Annotated in this window: 10 protein-coding genes; 7 read left to right on the top strand and 3 right to left on the bottom strand. The window is 74.6% G+C overall.

The window, feature by feature from the left end:
• Window positions 1–169 precede the first annotated feature (169 nt).
• Together RM788_RS46390 and RM788_RS46395 are read left to right on the top strand one after the other, a co-directional pair.
• Entirely contained in the window at window positions 170–3,508 is a 3,339-nt protein-coding gene (locus RM788_RS46390) for a non-ribosomal peptide synthetase (RefSeq protein WP_315927294.1), read from the top strand.
• A 23-nt stretch (window positions 3,509–3,531) separates the two neighbouring features.
• Complete coding sequence (locus tag RM788_RS46395) at window positions 3,532–6,603, top strand: non-ribosomal peptide synthetase family protein (RefSeq protein WP_315927296.1); 3,072 nt, start codon at window positions 3,532–3,534, stop codon at window positions 6,601–6,603.
• Window positions 6,604–6,656: 53 nt separating this feature from the next.
• Here the strand turns inward: RM788_RS46395 and RM788_RS46400 are convergent, their stop codons facing one another.
• Entirely contained in the window at window positions 6,657–7,784 is a 1,128-nt protein-coding gene (locus RM788_RS46400; protein WP_315927298.1) for a glycine amidinotransferase, read from the bottom strand.
• Window positions 7,785–8,013: 229 nt separating this feature from the next.
• Here RM788_RS46400 and RM788_RS46405 point away from each other — a divergent pair, with 229 nt between their 5' ends.
• Complete coding sequence (locus tag RM788_RS46405; RefSeq protein WP_315927300.1) at window positions 8,014–8,730, top strand: hypothetical protein; 717 nt, start codon at window positions 8,014–8,016, stop codon at window positions 8,728–8,730.
• Between the two features lie 6 nt (window positions 8,731–8,736).
• Here the strand turns inward: RM788_RS46405 and RM788_RS46410 are convergent, their stop codons facing one another.
• Window positions 8,737–9,258 carry a DinB family protein gene (locus RM788_RS46410; protein WP_315927302.1) on the bottom strand — a complete coding sequence of 174 codons (522 nt, stop codon included), beginning with the start codon at window positions 9,256–9,258 and terminating at the stop codon, window positions 8,737–8,739.
• A 146-nt stretch (window positions 9,259–9,404) separates the two neighbouring features.
• On the opposite strand from RM788_RS46410, the gene RM788_RS46415 reads away from it, so the two are divergent.
• From RM788_RS46415 to RM788_RS46430, 4 genes are read left to right on the top strand one after another with little or no spacing between them, the layout of a single operon-like run.
• Window positions 9,405–10,661, top strand: coding sequence for a cytochrome P450 (locus tag RM788_RS46415; protein ID WP_315927304.1), 1,257 nt, complete (start codon window positions 9,405–9,407; stop codon window positions 10,659–10,661).
• 25 nt (window positions 10,662–10,686) lie between these two features.
• A complete protein-coding gene (locus RM788_RS46420; protein ID WP_315927306.1) occupies window positions 10,687–15,822 on the top strand; it encodes a non-ribosomal peptide synthetase in 5,136 nt (1,711 codons plus the stop codon).
• Window positions 15,812–16,036: an MbtH family protein gene (locus RM788_RS46425; protein WP_315927308.1), complete on the top strand. Its 225-nt coding sequence runs from the start codon at window positions 15,812–15,814 to the stop codon at window positions 16,034–16,036. Before RM788_RS46420 ends, RM788_RS46425 begins: the two co-directional genes overlap by 11 nt.
• Window positions 16,033–17,430, top strand: a complete 1,398-nt coding sequence (locus RM788_RS46430) for an ATP-grasp domain-containing protein (protein ID WP_315927310.1) — start codon at window positions 16,033–16,035, stop codon at window positions 17,428–17,430. Before RM788_RS46425 ends, RM788_RS46430 begins: the two co-directional genes overlap by 4 nt.
• On the opposite strand, the gene RM788_RS46435 is transcribed toward RM788_RS46430, so the two are convergent.
• Entirely contained in the window at window positions 17,402–20,566 is a 3,165-nt protein-coding gene (locus RM788_RS46435; protein ID WP_315927312.1) for a non-ribosomal peptide synthetase, read from the bottom strand. The two genes, RM788_RS46430 and RM788_RS46435, sit on opposite strands and share 29 nt — an antisense overlap.
• Between the last annotated feature and the right edge of the window lie 48 nt (window positions 20,567–20,614).

A 20,614-nucleotide genomic window follows, 5' to 3' on the forward strand; every position in this document is an offset into this window, starting at 1 on the left:
GCTGCCAGTCAGGGAACTCCCTGATGCCGGGGCCGGGAACGGGGCGGGGGAGGAGGGATCCCCGACTTTCCCCCGCGGGCGGGCGGGGGGAGCCTCAGGGGACGACCGGGGCCATCCGGGGTGACGGGCGCGGTGAGCGCGGTGAGACGGCCTGAAGGGGATACCGGGGATGACCCACGAGCTGTCCGAGTCCGATCGGCTGCGCCAGACCGTCGGCGAGCTGTCCGACGAGCGCCGGGCCCTGCTGCTGAGCAGGCTCGGGAGCCGCCAGGCCGCGCGGGCGAAGGCCGAGGAGATCCCGCGCAGGCCACCCGGCGTCGACCGGCTGCCCTGCTCGGCGGGCCAGGAGCGGCTCTACTACCTGCACCAGCTCGACCCCGGATCGGTGACCTACCTGCTGCCGATCCGCCTGCGGCTGCGGGGCACCCCCGACGCGGCGGCGCTGCGGGTGGCGCTGGCGGGCCTGGTGGCGCGGCACGAGCCGCTGCGGACCGGGTTCGAACTCGACCCCGACCACGCCCCGATCCAGGTGGTGCGGCCCGCGGACGAGGTGGCGGTGCCGCTCGCCGAGGGCGCCGGGACCACCGACGAGGTCGACGCCCACGTGCGGCGGCTGACCGGGGAGCCGTTCGACCTCGCCGCGCCGCCGCTGCTGAGGGCGGGGCTGTGGCGGGTCACCGACCGGTCCGACGAGTGGGTCCTCGCGCTGTGCGTGCACCACGCCGTCGTCGACGGCTGGTCCCTGGGCGTGCTGGTCGACGAGCTGGCCGAGTTCTACGAGGCCGCCGTGGACGCGCGGCCCTCCGACTTGCCCGAACTGCCCGTCCAGTACGGCGACTACGCGCTCTGGCACCGCGACCGGCGCGCCGAGTCCGCCGTCCGCGACCTGGACTTCTGGCGGCAGGCCCTCGACGGCGCGCCGCCGCTGGAGCTGCACGGCGACCGGCCCTGCCCGGTCCGGCCCACCTTCGGCGGCGCCTCGGTCCCGGTGCGGATCGAACCGGGGCAGGCCGCCGCGGTCACCGCGTTCGGGCGGGACGCGGAGGCCACCCCGTTCATGGTGCTGCTGGCCGCGTTCACCGTGCTGCTGCGCCGCTGGTCGGGGCAGTCGGACCTGGTGGTGGGCACCCCGGTGGCCGGGCGGTCGCGGCCGGAGCTGGACCGGCTCGTCGGGTTCTTCGTCAACATGCTGGTCCTGCGCGTCGACCTGGCGGGGGCGGAGTCGTTCCGCGAGCTGGTGGACCGGGTCCGCACCACCTGCCTGGACGGCTTCCGGCACCAGGACGTGCCGTTCGAGCAGGTCGTGCGCGAAGTCGGGGTGAACCGCCAGGGCGGGCGGCCCGACCTCCCCAGGGTGCTGTTCGGCCTGCGCAACGTCCAGCTGGGCGCGCCCCGGCTCAGCGGGCTCGACGTGGTGAACGAGGAGCTGCCCCGCGTGGGCGCCGACCTCGACCTCAGCCTCGAACTCGCCCCGGACGACGACGGCGGCCTCTCCGGCTGGCTGGTCTACTCCACCGACCTGTTCGACGCCGGCACGGCGGAACGGATGGTCGCCGGGTTGCGGGCGGTGCTCGCCGCGGTCGTGGACGACCCCGCTCTCGCCCTGACCGCCGTCCCCGTCCTCGCGTCCGCCGAGCGCGACCGGGTGGTGGCGGAGCTGAGCGGCGCCGCGGTGCCCGCCGTGGACCCCGTCACGATGCACGAGCTGGTGGAGGCGCAGGTCGACCGCACGCCCGACGCCGTCGCCGTGGTCGCCGACCGACCGCTCACCTACCGGGAGCTGGACGACCGGGCCAACGGGCTCGCCCTCGCCCTCGCCGAGCAGGGCGTGCGCGCGGAGCACCGGGTGGGCGTGCACCTGCACCGCGGCCCCGACCTGGTCGTGGCCCTGCTCGGGGTGCTCAAGGCCGGCGCGGTGTACCTGCCGTTGGACCCGGACCAGCCCGCCGAGCGGCTCGACCGGATCGTCCGCGACGCCGACCCGCGCGTGGTGGTCACCTCCGACGCCCTCGCGGGCACCCCCGCCGTGACCGGCCGCGCCACCGTGGTCGTCGGGGAGCGGACGGCGAGCAGGCCGAACATGCCCATCGACCCGGCGAACGCGGCCTGCCTGCTCTACACCTCCGGCTCCACCGGCACGCCGAAGGGCGCGCTGCTGACCCACCACGGCGTGGCCAACCGGATGACCTGGATGGCCGCCGACCACGGGTTCGGCCCCGACGACGTGGTGCTGCAGAAGACGCCGATCAGCTCCGACCCGTCGCTGTGGGAGATCCTCGTCCCGCTGTGCTCGGGGAGCCGGGTCGTCTTCGCGGCCCCCGGCAGGCACACCGACGCCGGCCACCTGCTGGACCTGCTGCGCGACCACGGGGTCACCGCGTGCGACTTCGTGCCCTCGATGCTGGTGTCCGCGCTGGCCCACCCGCGGTTCGGCGAGTCCGCGGCCACGCTGCGGCTCGTCGTCTGCGGCGGTGAGGAACTGCCCGCGCGTGCCGCCGAGCGGTTCCTGGAACTGGCTCCACGGGCGGTGCTGAACAACTTCTACGGTCCGACCGAGGTGTCCTTCGACGCCACCGTGGCGAACGTGGTCCGCCCGGTGCCCACGCCGGTCCCCATCGGCCGCCCGGCGGCGGGCGTCGAGGCGTACGTGCTCGACGTGGACGGCGCCGTGCAGCCGGTCGGGGTGCCGGGGGAGCTGTTCCTCGGCGGCGCGCAGATCGCGCGCGGCTACCTGGGCAGGCCGGGGCACACCGCCGAAACCCTGGTGCCGCACCCGTTCCGCGCGGGCGACCGGCTCTACCGGACCGGCGACCGGGCCCGCTGGCGCGCCGACGGCTCACTGGACTTCCTCGGCAGGCTCGACAGCCAGGTCAAGATCCGCGGGTACCGGGTCGAACCCGGCGAGGTCGAGGCCGCGTTGCGCGCGCACGTCGCGGTCGAGCACGTCGCGGTGCACGTCTTCACCGACGAGGCCGGCCCCCGCCTGGTCGGCTACCTGACCGTGCCGCGGGGAGCCGCCCCGCCCGACACCGAGGCGCTGCGCCGCCACCTGTCCACCCGGCTGCCCTCGCCGATGATCCCGTCCGTGTTCGTCGTGCTCGACGAGCTGCCGCTGCTGCCCAACGGCAAGGTCGACCGCAAGCGGCTCCCCGAGCCCGGCCGGTCGACCGCGGAGTCGACGCCGCCGGAGACCCCGCTGCAGAAGGTGCTCTGCCGCATCTGGGAGCAGGTGCTCGACGCCAAGGACATCGGCGTGCACGACGACTTCTTCGTGCTGGGTGGGCACTCCCTGCTGGCGACCCAGGTCGTGTCGCAGGTGCGCGAGGTCTTCCGGATGGACTTCCCGCTGCACTTCTTCGTCGAGACCCCCACGGTCGCCGCGTTCGCCGCGCTGCTGCGCGAACGCGGGGTCACCGCGGGTGTCGACGTGGACCGGGTCGCCGGGATCGTGCTGCGCGTCCAGGCCATGTCGGCCGAGGAGGTCGGCTCCCAGCTCGGTTCCCCCTGAACCAGACCGAAAGCGAGAGCGCCATGACCGTCGTGTCCGACCACCGGGTGGACGGGGGCCACGCGGCCATCCCGCGCTGGGCGACCGGCCTGGACGGGATCGCGGAGCACCGGTTCCCCGTGGCGACCGCAGTCGCCGACCTGGCCGCGTCGCTGGGCGCCGACGAGGACGCGGTGGTGTTCGCCGCGCACGCGGTGGTCGTCGGCGCGCTGAGCGGCGAGCCGGTGGTGACCATCGGCCACGGCGGGCGGGCGCGGGTGGTCGACCTCGGCCGCCGCACCTGGCGCGAGCTGGTCGCCCTGGTGCCCCTCGCCCCGACGGGTTCGGCGCGGTGCGACACGTCGGTGGGGGAGGGCGACCTCGACGGGGACGCGATCGTCCACATCGGACTCGAAGGCGGCGCGCTCGTCGTGCGGTGCCGCCGGGAGTGGGTCGACGACGACTACGCCGCCCGCCTCGCCGACTACCACCGCACGGCCCTGCGCCTGGCCGCCGCCGACCCGGACACCCCGGCCGCGGGGCGGTGCCTGCTCGGCGACGACGAGCTGCGCCACCAGCTCACCGGGCTCAGCGGCGCGCCCCGCGAGCTGCCCGACCGCCGGGTGCACCAGCTCGTCGCCGACACCGCGGCGGCCCGCCCGGACGACGTCGCCGTGGTCGCCGGCCTCGACCGGCTCACCTACCGGCAGCTCGACGAGCGCGCCAACCAGGTCGCGCACGCCCTGCTGGCCGACGGCCTCACCGCGGAGGACGTGGTGGCCGTCGTGACCGAGCGCTCCATCCCGTGGCTGGTGGCGGTGCTGGGTGTGCTCAAGGCGGGCGGCTGCTACCTGCCGGTGGAACCGCACTTCCCGGTCGAGCGGATCGCCGCCATGCTCACCCGCTCGGCGTGCGGGCTCGCGCTCACCGACGACGTCGGCCGGGCCGTGCTCGACCGGCTCGGGGACCTGGCGCCGGGCATCCGCTCCCGCGTGGTGGACGACGTCGCGCGCGCCGGCCACCCGTCGACCGATCCCGCGGTGGCGGTGTCGGCCGGGCAGCTCGCGTACATCTACTTCACCTCCGGCTCCACCGGTGAGCCGAAGGGTGTCATGTGCGAGCAGGAGGGGATGCTCAACCACGTGCTCGCCAAGATCGACGACATGGGTCTGCGGGCGGGCACGGTGGTGGCGCAGACCGCGCCGCAGTGCTTCGACATCTCGCTGTGGCAGCTGCTCGCCCCGCTGGTCGTCGGCGGCACCGTGGTCGTCGTGTCGCAGCAGGCCCTGCTCGACGTCGAGCAGTTCGTCGGCGAGCTGGACCGCCGCCGGGTCGAGGTCGCCCAGCTCGTCCCGTCCTACCTGGAGGTCCTGCTCGGGCACCTGGAGCGCGGGCCGCGCGCCCTGCCCGCGCTGCGCTGCGTGTCCGCGACCGGCGAGCCGCTCAAGGCCGCGCTCGTCCGCCGCTGGTTCGCCGCCCTCCCGGAGGTGCTGCTGGTCAACGCCTACGGGCTCACCGAGACCTGCGACGACACCAACCACGAGGTGATGAGCGGGCCGCCGCCCGGCGCCCGCGTGCCGCTGGGGCGGGCCATCCCCGGCGCGGGCGTGCACGTCGTCGACGGGAACCTGATGCCCGTCCCGCTCGGCGCGACCGGGGAGATCGTGTTCTCCGGCCGCTGCCTGGCCCGCGGCTACGTCAACGACCCCGTCCGCACCGCGCAGGCCTTCACCGCGAACCCGCACGACCGGGGACGGCGGATCTACCGCTCCGGGGACTTCGGCCGGTGGACGCCCGACGGGCGGCTGGAGTTCTCCGGGCGCCGCGACACCCAGGTCAAGATCCGCGGGTTCCGCATCGAGATCGAGGAGATCGAGGACCGATTGCTGCGCGTGCCGGGGGTGCGGGAGGCGGCGGTGATCGTGGCCGACGCCACCGGGACCGCCCGGCTGGTGGCCTGCTACTCCGCCTCGCCGTCGCTGGCGCCTGGGCCGCTGGTCGAGGCGCTGGCGCGCACGCTGCCCGACTACATGGTGCCGATGGACTGGTACTGGCTCGACGTGCTCCCGTTGACCGGCAACGGGAAGGTCGACCGCAACGAGCTGGCGCGCGTCACCGGCGGCCTGCACCGGGTCGTGCCGCGGGACGAGCGGCCGCGCACCGACACCGAGCGCAGGCTCGCCGCCGCGTGGGCCGCCGTCCTCGGCGTCGCGCCCGACCGCGTCGGCCGCACCGACGACTTCTTCGCCTCCGGCGGCTCGTCGCTCTCGGCGCTCCAGCTGGTCATCGCGCTCGACCGGGCGTGCTCGCTCGGCGACATCACCGGCCACCCGGTGCTCGCCGACCTCGCCGCGACCCTCGACACCGCCCCGACCGGCCCCCGCCCGGTGCTGTACCGGCTGACCCCGCCCGCGGGGCGCACCCTGGTGTGCTTCCCCTACGCGGGCGGCAACGCGGTGACCTACCTGCCGCTGGCGGGCGAGCTGGCCGCACTCGGGTGGGCCGTGTACGGCGTCGAACCGCCCGGCCGGGAGCGCGGGGAGAAGCCGGTGCCGGTGTCGGAGCTGGCCGAACTCGTCGCCGACGAGCTGGCCGCGCTCGGCACGGGGCCGGTGTCGCTGTGGGGTCACTCGACGGGCGTGGCCGCCGCGCTGGCCGCCGCGCGGCTGCTGCGCCTGCGCGGTCACGTCGTGGACCGGGTGCACCTCGGCGCGCAGCTGCCCGGTGACGGCGTCGGCCGGAGGGCGCAGGCCGCGGAGGTGTCGGAGCTGTCGGACCGGGAGGTCGTGCGCGTGCTCGCCGAGGAGAGCGGCCGGGCGGAGCTGGCCTTCGTGGACGACGTGCAGCAGGGCCTGCTCGCCGACGCCTACCGGCACGACGTGGTGGCCGCCTGCCACTACCTCGCCGACGCGCTCGACGCCGCGGCCCTCGACGCGGGCGACCGGCTCGACGTGCCGGTCACCGTGGTGCTCGTGGCCGACGACGACCTGCCCGGCGACCCGTGGGACTGGTCCCGGCTGGCCCGCGACGTCCGGGTGCTCGAACTGCCCGACGGCGGCCACTACTTCCCGGCGTCACGGCCCGCCACCGTCGCCGGGGTCGTCGCGAAGGGGTAGCACGAAAAGGGGCGGGCTCCCGGTCCGGGAGCCCGCCCCTCTCCGCGCCTTGCTCACTGGTTGGGGAAGTAGTCCTCGCAGCCGCCTTCGCGGCGGACGTCCCAGGTGGCGCAGTGCAGCGAGCCGCCGTACTCGTAGACGTGGCGGAACGGCAGCGGGAACACCTCGAAGCCCAGGTTGGACAACATGTCCTGCAACGGCTTCTCCTGCTCCTCGACGACGATCTTCGTCGGCGAGATGCTCAGCACGTTGATCGACACCCACTTGGTCGACTGGCAGTAGCGGGGCATCTGGTCGTTGTCGGAGACCGGTGCCGGCGCGGTCACGAACTCCCAGTCGTTGGCGCGGAACAGCTTCTCCTCGCCGCTGCCGATCGGCCGGTCGGGGTTGGTGAGCACCAGGCCCGCGCGCAGCGGGATGAACGTGGCGTCGATGTGCGAGGGGAAGTAGTCCAGCGGGAAGTGCACCGGGTGCACGCGGAAGCCCTTGGGCTCCAGGTGCCGGGTGATCCACCGGATGCCCGCCCGGTTGGTGGTCATGGACTCCTGGACGAACACGTCCTTGCCCATCCGCGCCATGTCCGCGGCGTCGAAGACCACCTCGTCCTGGGTCACGCAGAACTCGAAGTTGTGCATCTCCTCGTGCCGCTTCGACAGCGGCCACGACCAGAAGTCCTCGCGGTACATGTCGTCGGCCATGGACGGCTTCGGCGCCACGGACCACGTCATCATCGGGTCCTCGTCCCAGTACTTGTAGACCAGGCTCCGGTAGGCCTGGTACTCGAAGTACCGCGAGCGCCGCGACATCGTCGCCTCGAGGATCTCGTTGCCCAGGGTGATCATCACGTCGCGCGGGCATACCGCGCAGTACTGGTTCTCCACCTCGAACGTGGGCGTCTTCAGCGGCGTCGAGTAGTCCCGCACCGACGGCCTGCGCACGGTGACGTCCTGCGACTCGAGCAGCGACACGAGACCGGCGAGCTCCTCGTTGGCCTTCTCGTTCAGCTCCTGGGGCTTGGGGCCGGTGGGGAAGGGCCGCGGCTCGGAGAGGCCGCGCTCCTGCGGCTTGTGCCCCGGCTCGGTCGGCTCGAAGCAGGCGTTCTCCGCGCTGCCCACGACGACCTCCTGGAGCGTGTCCCACTCGTTCCAGGAGTTGACGATTCTGGTGGTGTCAGTCGGCATCGGCTCGCCACATCTCTCTGTAGGGCGGTTCTGGTGCCCGGGGTGGAGCGGTCTCTCGCGATCAACCGGCGTCCCTAAGCGCCACTCATTCCACCTGCCGGCGCACGGAGGGCACAGTCCGGAGAACCCCCGGATCGGCGCCCCGGTCCGGGGTCGTGTGCGGGGAATGTCGGACTTCGCCGGGCCCGTGGGGTGCGGCACAGTGGAGGGCGAGCCGAGGAGGAGTCCGGTGTCCGAGTCAGTGCCGCTCACGATCGGGGCCCGCTTCAACGGGCCCGACGACAGCGCCAACGGCGGCTACGCGTGCGGGCTGTTCGCGGGCCTGTGCCCGTCACCGGTCGCGGTGACCCTGCACATCCCGCCCCGGCTCGACGTGCCCCTGCGCGCCGAGGTCGGCGGCAGGCGCGCCCACCTGTGGGACGGGGACCGGCTCGTCGCCACCGCCGCGCCCACCCGCCACGGGGTCGCGCCGCTGGACCCGGTGGCCCTGTCCGCGGCTCGCGCGACCACCTCGCGCTACCGCGGTCGCCAGGGGCATCCCTACCCGCACTGCTTCGCCTGCGGACCCGACCGCGCCGCGGGCGACGGCCTGCTGCTCGCACCCGGACCGGTGCCCGGCCGGGTGGACACCGTCGCCTGCCCGTGGACCCCGGACGAGGGCCTGCTGGACGCCGACGGCCACGTGCGCCCGGAGTTCGTCTGGGCCGCCCTGGACTGCCCGTCCGGCTGGACCGCGGACCTCGTCGCCGCGCCGAAGGTGCTCGGCTGGATGCGCGTCGAGCTGACCCGGCTGCCACTGGCCGGGCAGGACTGCGTGGTGGTGGCGACGCTGGACAGCGCCGACGGCCACGGCCTGGCCGCGACCTCGGCGCTGTTCGACGACGGGGGTGGGCTGCTGGCCCGTGCGACCACCCGCTGGTACCCGCCGTCGGCGGGGGTCGGGTGAACCCGGTCAGGCCGTGGCGTCCGCCTCGGTGGCCGCGGGGTGGTCGCCGACGCTGCCGTCGAGCAGCTCGCGCACCACGTCCATGTGGCCCGCGTGCCGGGCGGTCTCCTCGATCATGTGGATGAGCGTGTAGCGCAGCGACACCCGGTCGCCGTACCAGGCGGTGCCCAGCGAGTCCGGCTCGTGGTCGGCGATCACCGAGTCCGACGCGGCCCTCGCCCGGCCGTAGAAGGCGACGATGCCGTCGGTGGTCTCGTCCGGCGCGGGCCGCAGGTCGGCCTCGGGGTCGTCGTCGCTGAACGGCAGCGGCTCCGTCTCGCGGCCGAAGGTCTCGCTGAACCACCCGTACTCGGTGGCCGCGAGGTGCTTGACCAGACCCAGCAGGCTCGTGCCCGACGGGGTCATCGGCTTGCGGAGCTGCTCGTCGCTGAGCCCCCGCAGCTTCCACAGCACCACGTCGCGGTGCCGGTCCAGGCTGGCCTGCAGGCTTTCCTTCTCGCCGCCGGTGGCGGGGACTTTCCTGGTCATGGCGTCGAATCCTAGCCGTCGCCGCCCGACGCCACCGGTGGCGCACGTCCGGGGTTCTCCGGACTCCGCCCGACACCGTGGGCGCGGTTCGATGGTCCGGGGCAGTACTGCGACTGCCCGCTGTCCATCACCGGGGAGAGCGCGACATGCGGATTCCGACTTCGATCGACGTGACCGGGGGCGACACGATCGACCTCGACTCCGTCGACCTCGTGGACCCTCGGATGTACTCCCACGGGGACCCGCACCCGATCTGGGCCGAGATGCGCAGGCGCGAGCCCGTGCGCTGGCACCCCGTCGGCAGCGACCTCGGCTTCTGGTCGGTGACGACCTTCGAGGCGGGCTCCTGGGTGCTGCGGGACCACGAGACGTTCACCTCCCAGCGCGGCACCCTGCTCAACCTGCTGGGCAAGGACGACCCGGCGGGCGGGCAGCAGATGGCCGCCACCGACCCGCCGCGGCACACCCGGATGCGCGAGCCGCTCCAGCGGGCGCTGACGATCAAGTCGGTGGAGCGCTCCGGCGACCAGATCCGCGCCCAGGTGAGCAGGCTGCTCGAACCGGCCAAGTCCGGCGAGCCCTTCGACCTGGCCGACGCGGTCACCAAGCTGCCGATGGCGGTCACCGGGATGCTCATGGGCCTGCCCGAGGAGGACTGGCCCCGGCTGACCGAGCTGACCCTCATGTCGATCGCCCCGGACGACCCCGAGTTCAACGGCGGCGTCGAAACGCACATGGCCCTCCAGCGCGCGCACCGGGAGCTGTTCGCCTACTTCGCCGAGATCGTGCGGGCGAGGCAGAAAAGCCCCGGCGGCGACGACCTGATCAGCCTGCTGCTGAGCATGGACGTCGACGACCGCAAGATGGGCCTCGGCGAGGTGCTGGCCAACTGCTACAGCCTGCTGCTCGGCGCGAACGTCACCACGCCGTACGTGCCGACCGCCGCGCTGGACGCCATCATCGGCACGCCCGTGCTCCACGAGGTCCTGGAGAGCGCGAACACCGGCACGATCGCGACCACCGTGGAGGAGGCGCTGCGCTGGGCCTCGCCCGCCAACCACTTCATGCGGCACGCGGTGCGCGACGTCGAACTCGGCGGCCGCCAGGTGCGCTCGGGCGACGCGGTGGTGGTGTGGCTCGGGTCGGCCAACCGGGACGAGACCGCGTTCGAGGACCCGTTCACGTTCAACCCCAGGCGCAAGCCCAACCGGCACATCGCCTTCGGCGTCGGCGGGCACTACTGCGTCGGGCACACCGTCGCCAGGGTCACGCTGCGCGCGCTGTTCGACGAGATCACCAGCACCTTCTCCGACATCGACCGGGCGGGAGAGGTGGAGCACCTGTCGTCGAACTTCGTCGCGGGCATCAAGCACATGCCGGTGATCGCGAAGGTGCGCGGGTGAGCGGAGCGGACCGCGGGAGGTCGTCGTGAGCGACACCCTGGTCGACCTCCTGCGCCGTCGGGCCGCGGTGACCCCCGGCCGGACGGCGTTCGAGTTCGTCGGTGACGACGACCGCCTGGTCGTCGACTACCGCGACCTGGACCGGAGGGCCAGGGGAGTGGCCGCGGCGCTGCGCGCGCGAGGACTGGCGGGCGAGCGCGCGGTGCTGCTCTTCCCGCCGGGGGTCGACTACGTGGCCGGGTTCTTCGGCTGCCTCTACGCCGGTGTCGTCGCCGTCCCGGTGTACCTCCCGGTGGGCGCGCGGGGCGCCGAGCGGATGCTCGGTGTGGCCGCCGACGCCGGGGCGCGGGTGCTGCTGTCCACCACGGTGGTGCGCGACGACCTCGCGCCGACGCTGTCCGCGGCGGGCGGGCCCGACTGGCTGCCGGTCGACGGCCTCGACGACGACCCCGACTTCGACGGGCCGGGTCCGGCTCAGGACGACCTCGCCTTCCTCCAGTACACCTCGGGCTCCACGGGAACGCCCAAGGGCGTGCGGGTGCGGCACGCGAACCTGACCGCCAACCTGACGACGATCGGCCGGGTGCTCGGCGTCGACGCCGACAGCCGGGCGGTCAGCTGGCTGCCCCCGTACCACGACATGGGGCTCATCGGCGGCATCCTGCAACCGGTCCACGGCGGCTTCCCGTGCGCCCTGCTGTCCCCGGCCGCGTTCCTGCGCAGGCCGCTGCGCTGGCTGGGCGAGATCAGTCGGAGCCGCGCGACCTTCACCGCCGCGCCCGACTTCGCCTACCGCGAGTGCGTCCGCCGCGTCTCCGCGACCGAGCGCGCGGGGCTGGACCTGTCGTCCCTGCGGCACGCGATGGTGGGTGCCGAGCCGGTGCGCGGCGCCACGATCGAGGAGTTCACCCGCGCGTTCGCCGGGACCGGGTTCCGGCGGTCCGCGTTCCACCCCTGCTACGGGCTCGCCGAGGCGACGCTGCTGGTGACCGGCGGGTCCCGGCCGGACGGGCCCGCCGTGGTCGAGGTGGGCCGGGCCGAACTGGCCGAGGGCGTCGTGCGCCTCGACCCGCCTGCGGACCACCCGAGCACGGCGCTGGTCGGCTGCGGCTCCGCCAAGGGCGAGGACCTGGTCCTGGTCGTCGACGCCGAGGGCCGGGAGTGCGCCCCCGGCGGTGTCGGGGAGATCTGCGTCAGCGGGCCGAGCGTCACCGACGGCTACCGCGGGCGTCCGGACGAGACGGCCGCGCGGTTCGGCGTCGCGCTGCCCGGCCACCCGGAACGGCGGTTCCTGCGCACCGGCGACCTCGGGTTCACCCTCGACGGCGAGCTGTTCGTGACCGGCCGCGCCACCGACCTCATGGTGCTGCGCGGACGCAACCACTACCCGGAGGACGTCGAGCAGACCGCCGAGTCCGCCCACCCCGCGCTGCGGCGGCCGGGCCGGTCGGCGGCGTTCTCGGTGGACGACGGCGACGACGAGTACCTGGTGCTGGTGCACGAGGTCGCCGCGGGCACCACCGCGGAGACCGCGGACGCGGTGCGGTCCGCGGTCCGCGAGGCCGTCACCACCGACCACGGGGTGACGCCGCGGGAGGTCGTGCTGGTGCGCCAGGGCGCGATCGCCCGCACCACCAGCGGCAAGGTCCGACGCGCCACGACCAGGGCGAACTGGCTCGACGGCACCCTGGCGCAGGTCGCGGGCGCCCGCCCGGTCACGACCGCGTCGACCGGGCCGGACGCCGATGGGGCCGCGACCGACCCCGCCGACCGGCTGGCCGCGGTCGTGGCCGACGTGCTCGACCTGGACCGGGTCCCCGCGGACCGACCCCTGGTCGGCCTCGGCCTCGACTCCCTGCGCGCGGTCCGGCTCGCCGCGGGCGTGGCCGACGCCTTCGCCGCCGAGGTCCCCGTCGCGCGGCTGCTCGACGGCCTCACCCTCACCGGGCTGCGCTCCCTGCTGGACGAGGCGCCCGCCCCCCGCGTGTCCACGACGGACAGCGCGGAACTCGAGAGTCCGGAACCCGTGCCGTCACGGGCCCAGGAAGTCATGTGGCTGCTGGACTCGATGGGCGCGGGCGGCGCCTACCACGTGCACGGCGGCGTCCGGTTGACCGGACCCGTCGACCCCGACCGGCTCGCCCGGTGCCTGGACGGCCTCCTCGCCCGCCATCCGGGGCTGCGCTCCACCTTCGCCCCGGACCCCGACGGGACGCTCGTCCTGACCGTGCGCCCGGCGGGTCCGCTGCCGCTGCGCAGGCTCGCCTCCACCGACCACGCCGAGGTCGGGCGCGTGCTGCGCGACCTGGCCACCGCCCCGTTCGACCTGGCCGAGGGGCCGCTGGTGCGCGCGGTGCTCGTCGAGCGCCGCGACGACTGGTACCTGGGCATCGCCGCGCACCACGTCGTCGTGGACGGGTGGTCGCTCGGCGTCCTGCTGCGGGAACTGGGTGACGCCTACCAGGACGTCCCGCTGCCCACCCCGGCCTGGCCGGTCGCGCCGCCCGCCTGGGACGACGCGGACGCCGAGTTCTGGCGCGACACCCTCGACGGCGCCCACCCGCTCGACCTGCCGCTGGACGCCCCGGCCGGACCGGCGTGGCGCGGTGGCGCGGTGGAACTGGGCCTGGACGTCGGGTCCGCCGCGCGCCTGGCCGAGTACGGCGCCGCGCGGCGGGCGACGCCGTTCATGGTGCTGCTGGCCGCGCTCGGGGTCGTCGCGGCGCGGTGGAGCGGGCAGGACGACTTCGTGATCGGCGTCCCGGCCGCCAACCGCGACCGCACCAGCGCCGACCGGGTCGGGTTGTTCGTCAACGTCCTCCCGCTGCGCCTGGGCACCTCGGGCGCCCCGACGTTCGCCGACCTGCTCGCGCGGGTCCGGGCCCGCTCCCTGGCCGCGACCCCGCACCAGGCGATGCCGCTGGAGGAGGTCGTCCGGCTGCTCGACCCCGACCGCTCCCACGGGCGCGCTCCGCTGGTGCGGGCGGTCCTGGCGTTGCAGAACCTGCCGCTGCGGCCGTGGCAGGCGGGTTCCGTGCGGGCGGAGGCGTTCGAACTGCCCGCCCCCGGCGCCCAGTTCGAGCTGTCCGTCCACCTCACCCCGCGCGCCGACGGCGGGCTCGACGGGCATCTCACCTACGCCGCCGACCTGCTCGACGACAGCACCGCCCGCCGCTTCGCCGACGCGTTCGTCCACGTCCTGCGCGCCGTCCCGGACCTCGACGGCGTCCCGGTCGACGACATCCCGCTGCTCGACGACGCCGAGCACGCCCGCGTCGTCGGTGCTCTCAGCGGCGCCCTCGAAGCCCCCGCGCCGCCGGGACTGCTGCACGAGCTGGTCGAACGGCGGGTCGACCTCGACCCCCGCGCCCCGGCGCTGCTCGGAGACCGCGCGCTCGACTACGGGCAGCTGGACGCGGAGGCCAACCGGCTGGCGTGGCTGTTGAAGGAGCGCGGTGTCGGCCCGGAGCGGGCGGTCGCCGTGTGCCTCCCCCGCTCGGCCGACCTGGTCGTTGCGCTGCTCGCCGTGCTCAAGGCGGGCGGCTTCTACGTGCCGCTCGACCCCGACAACCCCACCGCGCGGCTGGTCGCGCAGCTGCGGGACGTCCGGCCGGTCGTCGTGCTGACCGACCGCGCCGACCGCTTCCCCGACCACGTCGCGGTCCGCGTGGACGACGCGGCGGCGCACCCGGCGCACCGGCCGGAACCGACGGCCACCCCGGCCACCCTCGTCTACGCCATCCACACCTCCGGCACGACCGGCACGCCCAAGGCCGTGATGAACGAGCACGCGGGGCTGGTCAACCGGATCCTGTGGATGCAGGCCGAGTACGGGCTCGCCGCGGCGGAACGGGTGCTGCACAAGACGCCCATCGGGTTCGACGTGGCGGGCTGGGAGCTGTTCTGGCCGCTGGCCGCGGGCGCCACCGTCGTGCTCGCCCGCCCCGACGGCCACCGCGACGCCGCCTACCTGGCCGGGCTGATCCGCGAGAGCGGCGTGAGCACGTGCCACTTCGTGCCGTCGATGCTGCGGGCGTTCGTCGAGGAACCGGCGGTGGCGCGGTGCGCGGGCGTCCTGCGCCGGGTCGTGTGCAGCGGCGAGGAGCTGCCGCCGTCGGTCGTCACCCGCCTGCGCGAGCTGGTGCCGGACGTGGCCGTGCACAACCTGTACGGGCCGACCGAGGCCGCCATCGACGTCACGGCCGTGGAGATCACGCCCGAGCACACCGCGCGGCCCCGGTTGCCGATCGGCCGCCCGATCACCGGCGCCCGCCTCTACGTGCTGGACCCGCGCGGCGCGCCCGTTCCCGTCGGCGTGCCGGGGGAGCTGTGCATCGGCGGCGTGCAGGTGGCCCGCGGCTACCTCGGCCGACCGGCGCTGACCGCCGAGCGGTTCGTCCCCGACCCGTTCGAACCCGGCGGCAGGCTCTACCGCACCGGGGACCGCGCCCGCTGGGCCGCCGACGACTCGCTGGAGTTCCTCGGACGGCTCGACCAGCAGGTCAAGATCCGCGGCAACCGGGTCGAACCGGCCGAGGTGGAGACCGCGCTCACCGGGTTCACGGGGATCACCGCGGCCGCGGTGATCGCGCGCCCCGGCCCGGACGGGGAACCCCGGCTGGTGGCCTACCTGGTCGGCGCCGACGTCCCCGACGCGGCCCTGCGGTCGTTCCTCGGCGACCTGCTGCCCCCGGCGGCCGTGCCCTCGGCGTTCGTCCGGCTGCCCGCCCTGCCGACCGGGCGCACCGGCAAGCTCGACCGGTCCGCCCTGCCCGAGCCCACCGTCGTCCAGGCCGCCCGCACCGCGCCGCGCGACCCGGTGGAGCGGGCGGTCGCCGACATCTGGGCCGAGGTGCTCGGCCTGCCCGACGTCTCGGTGACCAGCGGGTTCTTCGAGCTGGGCGGGCACTCGCTGCTCGCGACCCGGATCGTGGCCAGGATCCGCCGCGAGTTCGGCGTCGAGCTGTCCGTCGGCGACCTGCTCGGCGGCGGGACCACCGTCGCCGACCTGGCCGCGACGGTGCGCGCGGTCCAGGTGGACCAGGCGGATCCGGAGGAACTGCGCCTGGCACTGGCGGAACTGGCCGACCTGACCGACGACGAGGTCGCCGCGCTGCTGGCCGACGACCCGACAACCAGTAGGAGGACCGATGGCCGTTGACCAGGCCTCGACGGAGACCGACGAGCCGACCTTCCTGGTCGTGCTCAACGACGAGCTGCAGTACTCGATCTGGCGAGCCGACGCCGAGGTGCCCGCCGGGTGGCGGTCGGAGGGCACGACGGGCAGCAAGGACGAGTGCCTCGCCCACATCGACGAGGTGTGGACGGACATGCGGCCGCTGAGCCTGCGCAGGCAGATGGACGGGCAGTCGTGAACGACACCCCGCAGGGCCGCCTCGGCCGCGTCGTCGACGACATGCGCGTCCGCTGGACCGGTCGCGACGTGGTCATGGCTGTGAACCACTTCAACGGCGGCATGAAGGCGCTCGCCGAGGAGCTGGACCGCTCCGGCGCCCGCCTGGCCGCTGTGGTGATCAACACCGTGCCGCGCGCCGACGACCCGCCCGCCGAGCACGTGTGGAGCTGCGCCGAGCACGGCCTGACGATGTCGCACCGGCAGTACGAGGTGTGGCTCGCGAGCAAGCCGCAGGAGGTCGTCGACTGGCTCGACGGCCTCGACCCGGACCGGGAGTGGGAGGTGCTGGGTACCACCTACAGCGAGTTCGAGGAGCTGGGCGGCCGTCCCGCCTACGGCCGCTGGCTCCCGGAGTGGGCGGTGTGGGAGGACAAGACCCGCATCGACGAGCTGTGGCAGCGGGTCGGCATCCCCGCCCCGCCGCACGTGATCGTCGACGTAGACGACCCGGACCTGGCCGCCACGGCGGTGTCGCTGGACCAGGGCCACGGCGTCATGATCGCCATCGACACCACCCTGGACGTCCTGGGCAGCTCGCAGGGCCTGCGCTGGGTCCGTTCCCGCGCGGAGCTGGACACCGCCGTCGAGGTGCTGCGCGCCCGCACCGAACGCGTCCGCATCGCCACCTTCGTCCCCGGCGTCCCGTGCAGCCTCATGGGCATGGTCTTCGACGACGGCGTGGCGGTGTTCGACCCGATCGAGGTCATCACCCTGCACCGGCCGAGCACCGGGCAGCTGGTCTATGGCGGCTGCTCGACGACGTGGCGCCCGGCCGACGCGCGGCGGGAGGTGCTGCGCGACTACGCCCGCCGAGTGGGGCAGGACCTGTCGACGTCGCTGGGGTACACCGGCGTGTTCAGCGTCGACGGCCTGTCCGGCGCGGACGGGTTCGTGGCCACCGAACTCAACCCGCGGCACGTGTCGGGGATCGGCGTCCGGCCCGGCTGGCCGGAGTTCCCCACCCGCCTGCTCAACCGGGCCGTGCAGGGCCACCTGCCGGAGGCCGCGGGAGCGGGCTGGCAGGACGTGGAGGAGGCCTACCGGGAGGTCGTGCGCCGCACGCCGTCGGCGTCGCTGTGGATCGAGGTCCCCGAGGGGGCCGACATCGGCGAAGAGGGCCGCGTCCTGACCACGGCGGTGTCCGTCCCGGTCGGCGATTCGGCGGTGGAGTGCGTGGTCGAGTACCGGCCGCAGTGCGGTGGGGCGTGGATCATCGGGGCGTCGACCCCGACCGGGGCCGTGCCGCACGACGGGGCCTTGGGGCCGGTCACCGCCGCGTTTGCGGAGAAGTTCGGCGTCCCGGACCTGGCCTCCTTCGGCGAGATCACCGCCCGGTCGACGCTGACGGGCTGACGTCCAAGGCGCGTACCGGCCCCTCCACGTCCCCGGCCACCGCGGCCAAGCCCGCCGACAGCGAGTCGGCGAGGCGGCGGACGCGGGACTCCGGGACGAGGTGGGGCCGGTAGGTGAACGCCATCCGCAGCGTCTCGCCCGGCGTGATCAGCAGGCTCACCGCGTAGTGCGTGTCGTCGCTGTGCCGCACGCCGGTGATCCGCGGGTCGTCGAGCAGCAGGTCGGGGTTCTCGAACACCAGCAGGGTGTCGAACTCCGACTCCCAGGACGCCAGGCGCCGGATCGCGCCGAGGCCGAGGTGCTGGTGCCGGGCCAGGGCCAGCTGCTCGGTCCGCACCCGCCGCAGGAAGGCCCGCACCGGCTCATCGGGGTCCACGGCCACCACCACGGGCACCGTGTTGACCAGCATCGCGACGAGGTCCTCCACGCCCGGCACCTCGTCGGTCCGCCCCGACACCGTCGTCCCGAACACCACGCGGGACCGGCCGGTCTCGGCGGCCAGCACGACGCCCCACAGCGCCAGCATGATCGTGTTCAGCGTCAGCCGATGGGCCCTGGCCGCCTCCACCAGGCGGGCCGTCACCTCGGCGGGCAGGTCGACGACGTGGTGGACCGAGTCCGACGTGCCCTCCGCCGCGGTGGCGAGCGCGGTCGGTTCGGTGATGCCGTCCAGCGCAGCCCGCCACGCCGAGGCGGCCGCGTCGCGGTTCTGGGCGCGCAGGACGCGCATCCAGTCGCGCAGGGCCGGAACCGGGGTCGCGACGACCTCGGCCGCCAGCAGTTCGCGCACCAGCAGCGTCACCGACCACCCGTCGAGCAGCAGGTGGTGGTAGTCGAGGACGAGGTGGGCGGTGCCGCCGGGCAGGTGGACCAGGTGCAGGCGCAGCAACGGGGGAGTGCGCACGTCGAACGGGGTGGCCTTGCCGCGCGCGGCGAGGACGTCCGCCCGCGCCTCGGCCGCGGCCGGGTCGAGCGCGGTCAGGTCGGTCTCCCGCCAGGGCGGCTCGACCTCGGCCACGACGACCTGGAGGGGTTCGGGCAGACCGTCCACCAGGAAGGCGGTCCGCAGCGGAGCGTGCCTGCGGAAGGCCGCGACGACCGCCGCGCGCAGGGCGGGCGCGTCCACCGGACCGGCCAGCGCCAACCGCAGCTGCTCGGTGTAGCCGTCGGTGTCCTGGAGGCGGTGGAACAGGAACCCCTGCTGCACGGGGGTCACCGGCAGGATCTCGACCAGGTTCGGGTGCGCCGCGCGCAGCCGGTTGAGCTGGTGGTGGTGCAGGGCGACCAGCGGCCGCACCGGGATCGTCGGCGCCGTCGTGCCCGTCGCGGCGGCGGCGAGCCTGCGCGGCGTGCCCAGTTCGAACACCTCCCGCGTGCCGACGGCCAGTCCGGCGCGCCGGGCCAGCACCACCAGCCGCACCGCGCCGAGGCTGTCGCCGCCGAGGGCGAGGAAGTCGTCGTCGACGCCCGCGGGGACGCCGAGCACCTCGGTGAAGGCGTCCACCAGCGACTGCTGGTCCGGTGTCTCCGCCTCGGCGCCCCCGGTGGCGAACTCGGGTGAGGGCAGCGCGCGCAGGTCGACCTTGCCGTTCGGGGCGATCGGCAGCGCCGGCAGCGCCAGCACCGCGGCGGGCACCATGTGGGCGGGCAGGACCCGCGCCAGCTCCGCCCGGATCCGCACCACGTCCACGTCCGAGCCCACGACGTAGGCCACGAGCTGCTTGCCGCCGTTGGCCGCGTGCCGGGGCAGCGCCAGCGCCTGCCGCACGCCCGGTCGCTCCCGCAGCCGCGCCTCGACCTCGCCCAGCTCCACCCGGAACCCGTTGATCTTGACCTGGTTGTCCCGGCGCCCGAGGCACTCCAGCTCGCCGTCGGCGTTCCACCTGGCCAGGTCGCCGGTGCGGTACATCCGCTGCCCCGGCTCGCCGAACGGGTCGGGCAGGTAGCGCTCCGCGGTCAGCCCCGGCCGCCTCAGGTAGCCGCGCGCCAGGCCCGCGCCCGACACGTACAGGTCGCCCGTCTCCCCGTCCGGCACCGGCCGCAGGTCGTCGTCCAGCACGTGGACCCGCACGTTCCACAGGGGAGTCCCGATGGTCGGCACCGCGGTCCGGCCGGTCGACCAGGTGGTGGCGTCCTGCATCTCCGTGGCGCCGTAGTGGTTGTGCACGCGCAGGGAGGGGTGGGTGCGGAGGAAGTCGCGCAGGGTCGCGCCGAGCACGAGGGGTTCGCCGGACTGGATGATGTCGCGCAGGTCGGCCAGGGCGACGCCGGTCACGGCCGCCGCCTCGCAGAGGGACTCGATGAGCACGTTCGGCAGGAACAGCTGGTGCACCCCGTGCCGGTCGAGCCAGCGTGCCAGCCGGATCGGGTCGGCGCGCACGTCCTCGGTCGGCACGACGAGGCACTTGGCGTGCACCAGGGCCGACAGGATCTCGTGCATGCCGAAGTCGAACCCGATCGCGGACAGGTTGGCCGTGCGGGTTCCCGGTCCGACCGCGAACCGGTCGCCGTGCCAGGCCAGCAGGTTCACCAGACCGGTGGCGGGCATCGCCACGCCCTTGGGGACCCCGGTCGACCCGGAGGTGTAGATCAGGTAGAGCGGGTGCGCCGGGTGCAGCGGCGCGACCCGGTCCGCGTCGGTCGGGTCGGTGTCGGGGTGCTCGTCGAGGGCGATGGCGTCCCAGCGCAGGACACGGGTGTCGGCCGTGCCGGTCCGGCTCGTCGGATCGGGGAGGACGTCCAGGTCGGTCGCCGTGAGCACCGCGACCGGGCGGGAGTCGGCGACCATCGCGGCCAGCCGTTCCACCGGGTACTCCGGGTTCAGCGGCAGGTGCACCGCCCCCGCCTTGATCACCGCCACCATCGCGACCACCGCGTCCAGCGACCGGGGCAGCGCCACCCCCACGACCCGCTCCGGCCCCGCGCCCATGCCGATCAGCAGGTGCGCGAGCCGGTTCGCCCGCGCGTTCAGCCCGGCGAAGGTGAGGGTTCCCTCGACGTCGCTGATCAGCGCCGGAGCCGTCGGGTGCGCGCGCACGGCCGCCTCGACGAGGTCGGCCATGGTCGCGTCGGGGACGGACCGGACCTCGCCGCGCCCCCAGAGGTCGCCTGCGGTTGTCGCAGAAGAAGCGGTCATGGCTGAAGCGGCTCCATCCATCCGGCGTTTCCCGTCATGCTCGGACAC

This window comes from Umezawaea sp. Da 62-37 (assembly GCF_032460545.1).
In the GTDB taxonomy this organism is placed as follows: Bacteria; Actinomycetota; Actinomycetes; order Mycobacteriales; family Pseudonocardiaceae; genus Umezawaea.

What these genes read in the sequence shown, in the direction of transcription:
- RM788_RS46390 (WP_315927294.1), top strand. Translation starts at nt 170, where the DNA reads ATGACCCACGAGCTGTCCGAGTCCGATCGGCTGCGCCAGACCGTCGGC.
- RM788_RS46395 (WP_315927296.1), top strand. Translation starts at nt 3,532, where the DNA reads ATGACCGTCGTGTCCGACCACCGGGTGGACGGGGGCCACGCGGCCATC.
- RM788_RS46400 (WP_315927298.1), bottom strand. Translation starts at nt 7,784, where the DNA reads ATGCCGACTGACACCACCAGAATCGTCAACTCCTGGAACGAGTGGGAC.
- RM788_RS46410 (WP_315927302.1), bottom strand. Translation starts at nt 9,258, where the DNA reads ATGACCAGGAAAGTCCCCGCCACCGGCGGCGAGAAGGAAAGCCTGCAG.
- RM788_RS46415 (WP_315927304.1), top strand. Translation starts at nt 9,405, where the DNA reads ATGCGGATTCCGACTTCGATCGACGTGACCGGGGGCGACACGATCGAC.
- RM788_RS46425 (WP_315927308.1), top strand. Translation starts at nt 15,812, where the DNA reads ATGGCCGTTGACCAGGCCTCGACGGAGACCGACGAGCCGACCTTCCTG.
- RM788_RS46435 (WP_315927312.1), bottom strand. Translation starts at nt 20,566, where the DNA reads ATGACCGCTTCTTCTGCGACAACCGCAGGCGACCTCTGGGGGCGCGGC.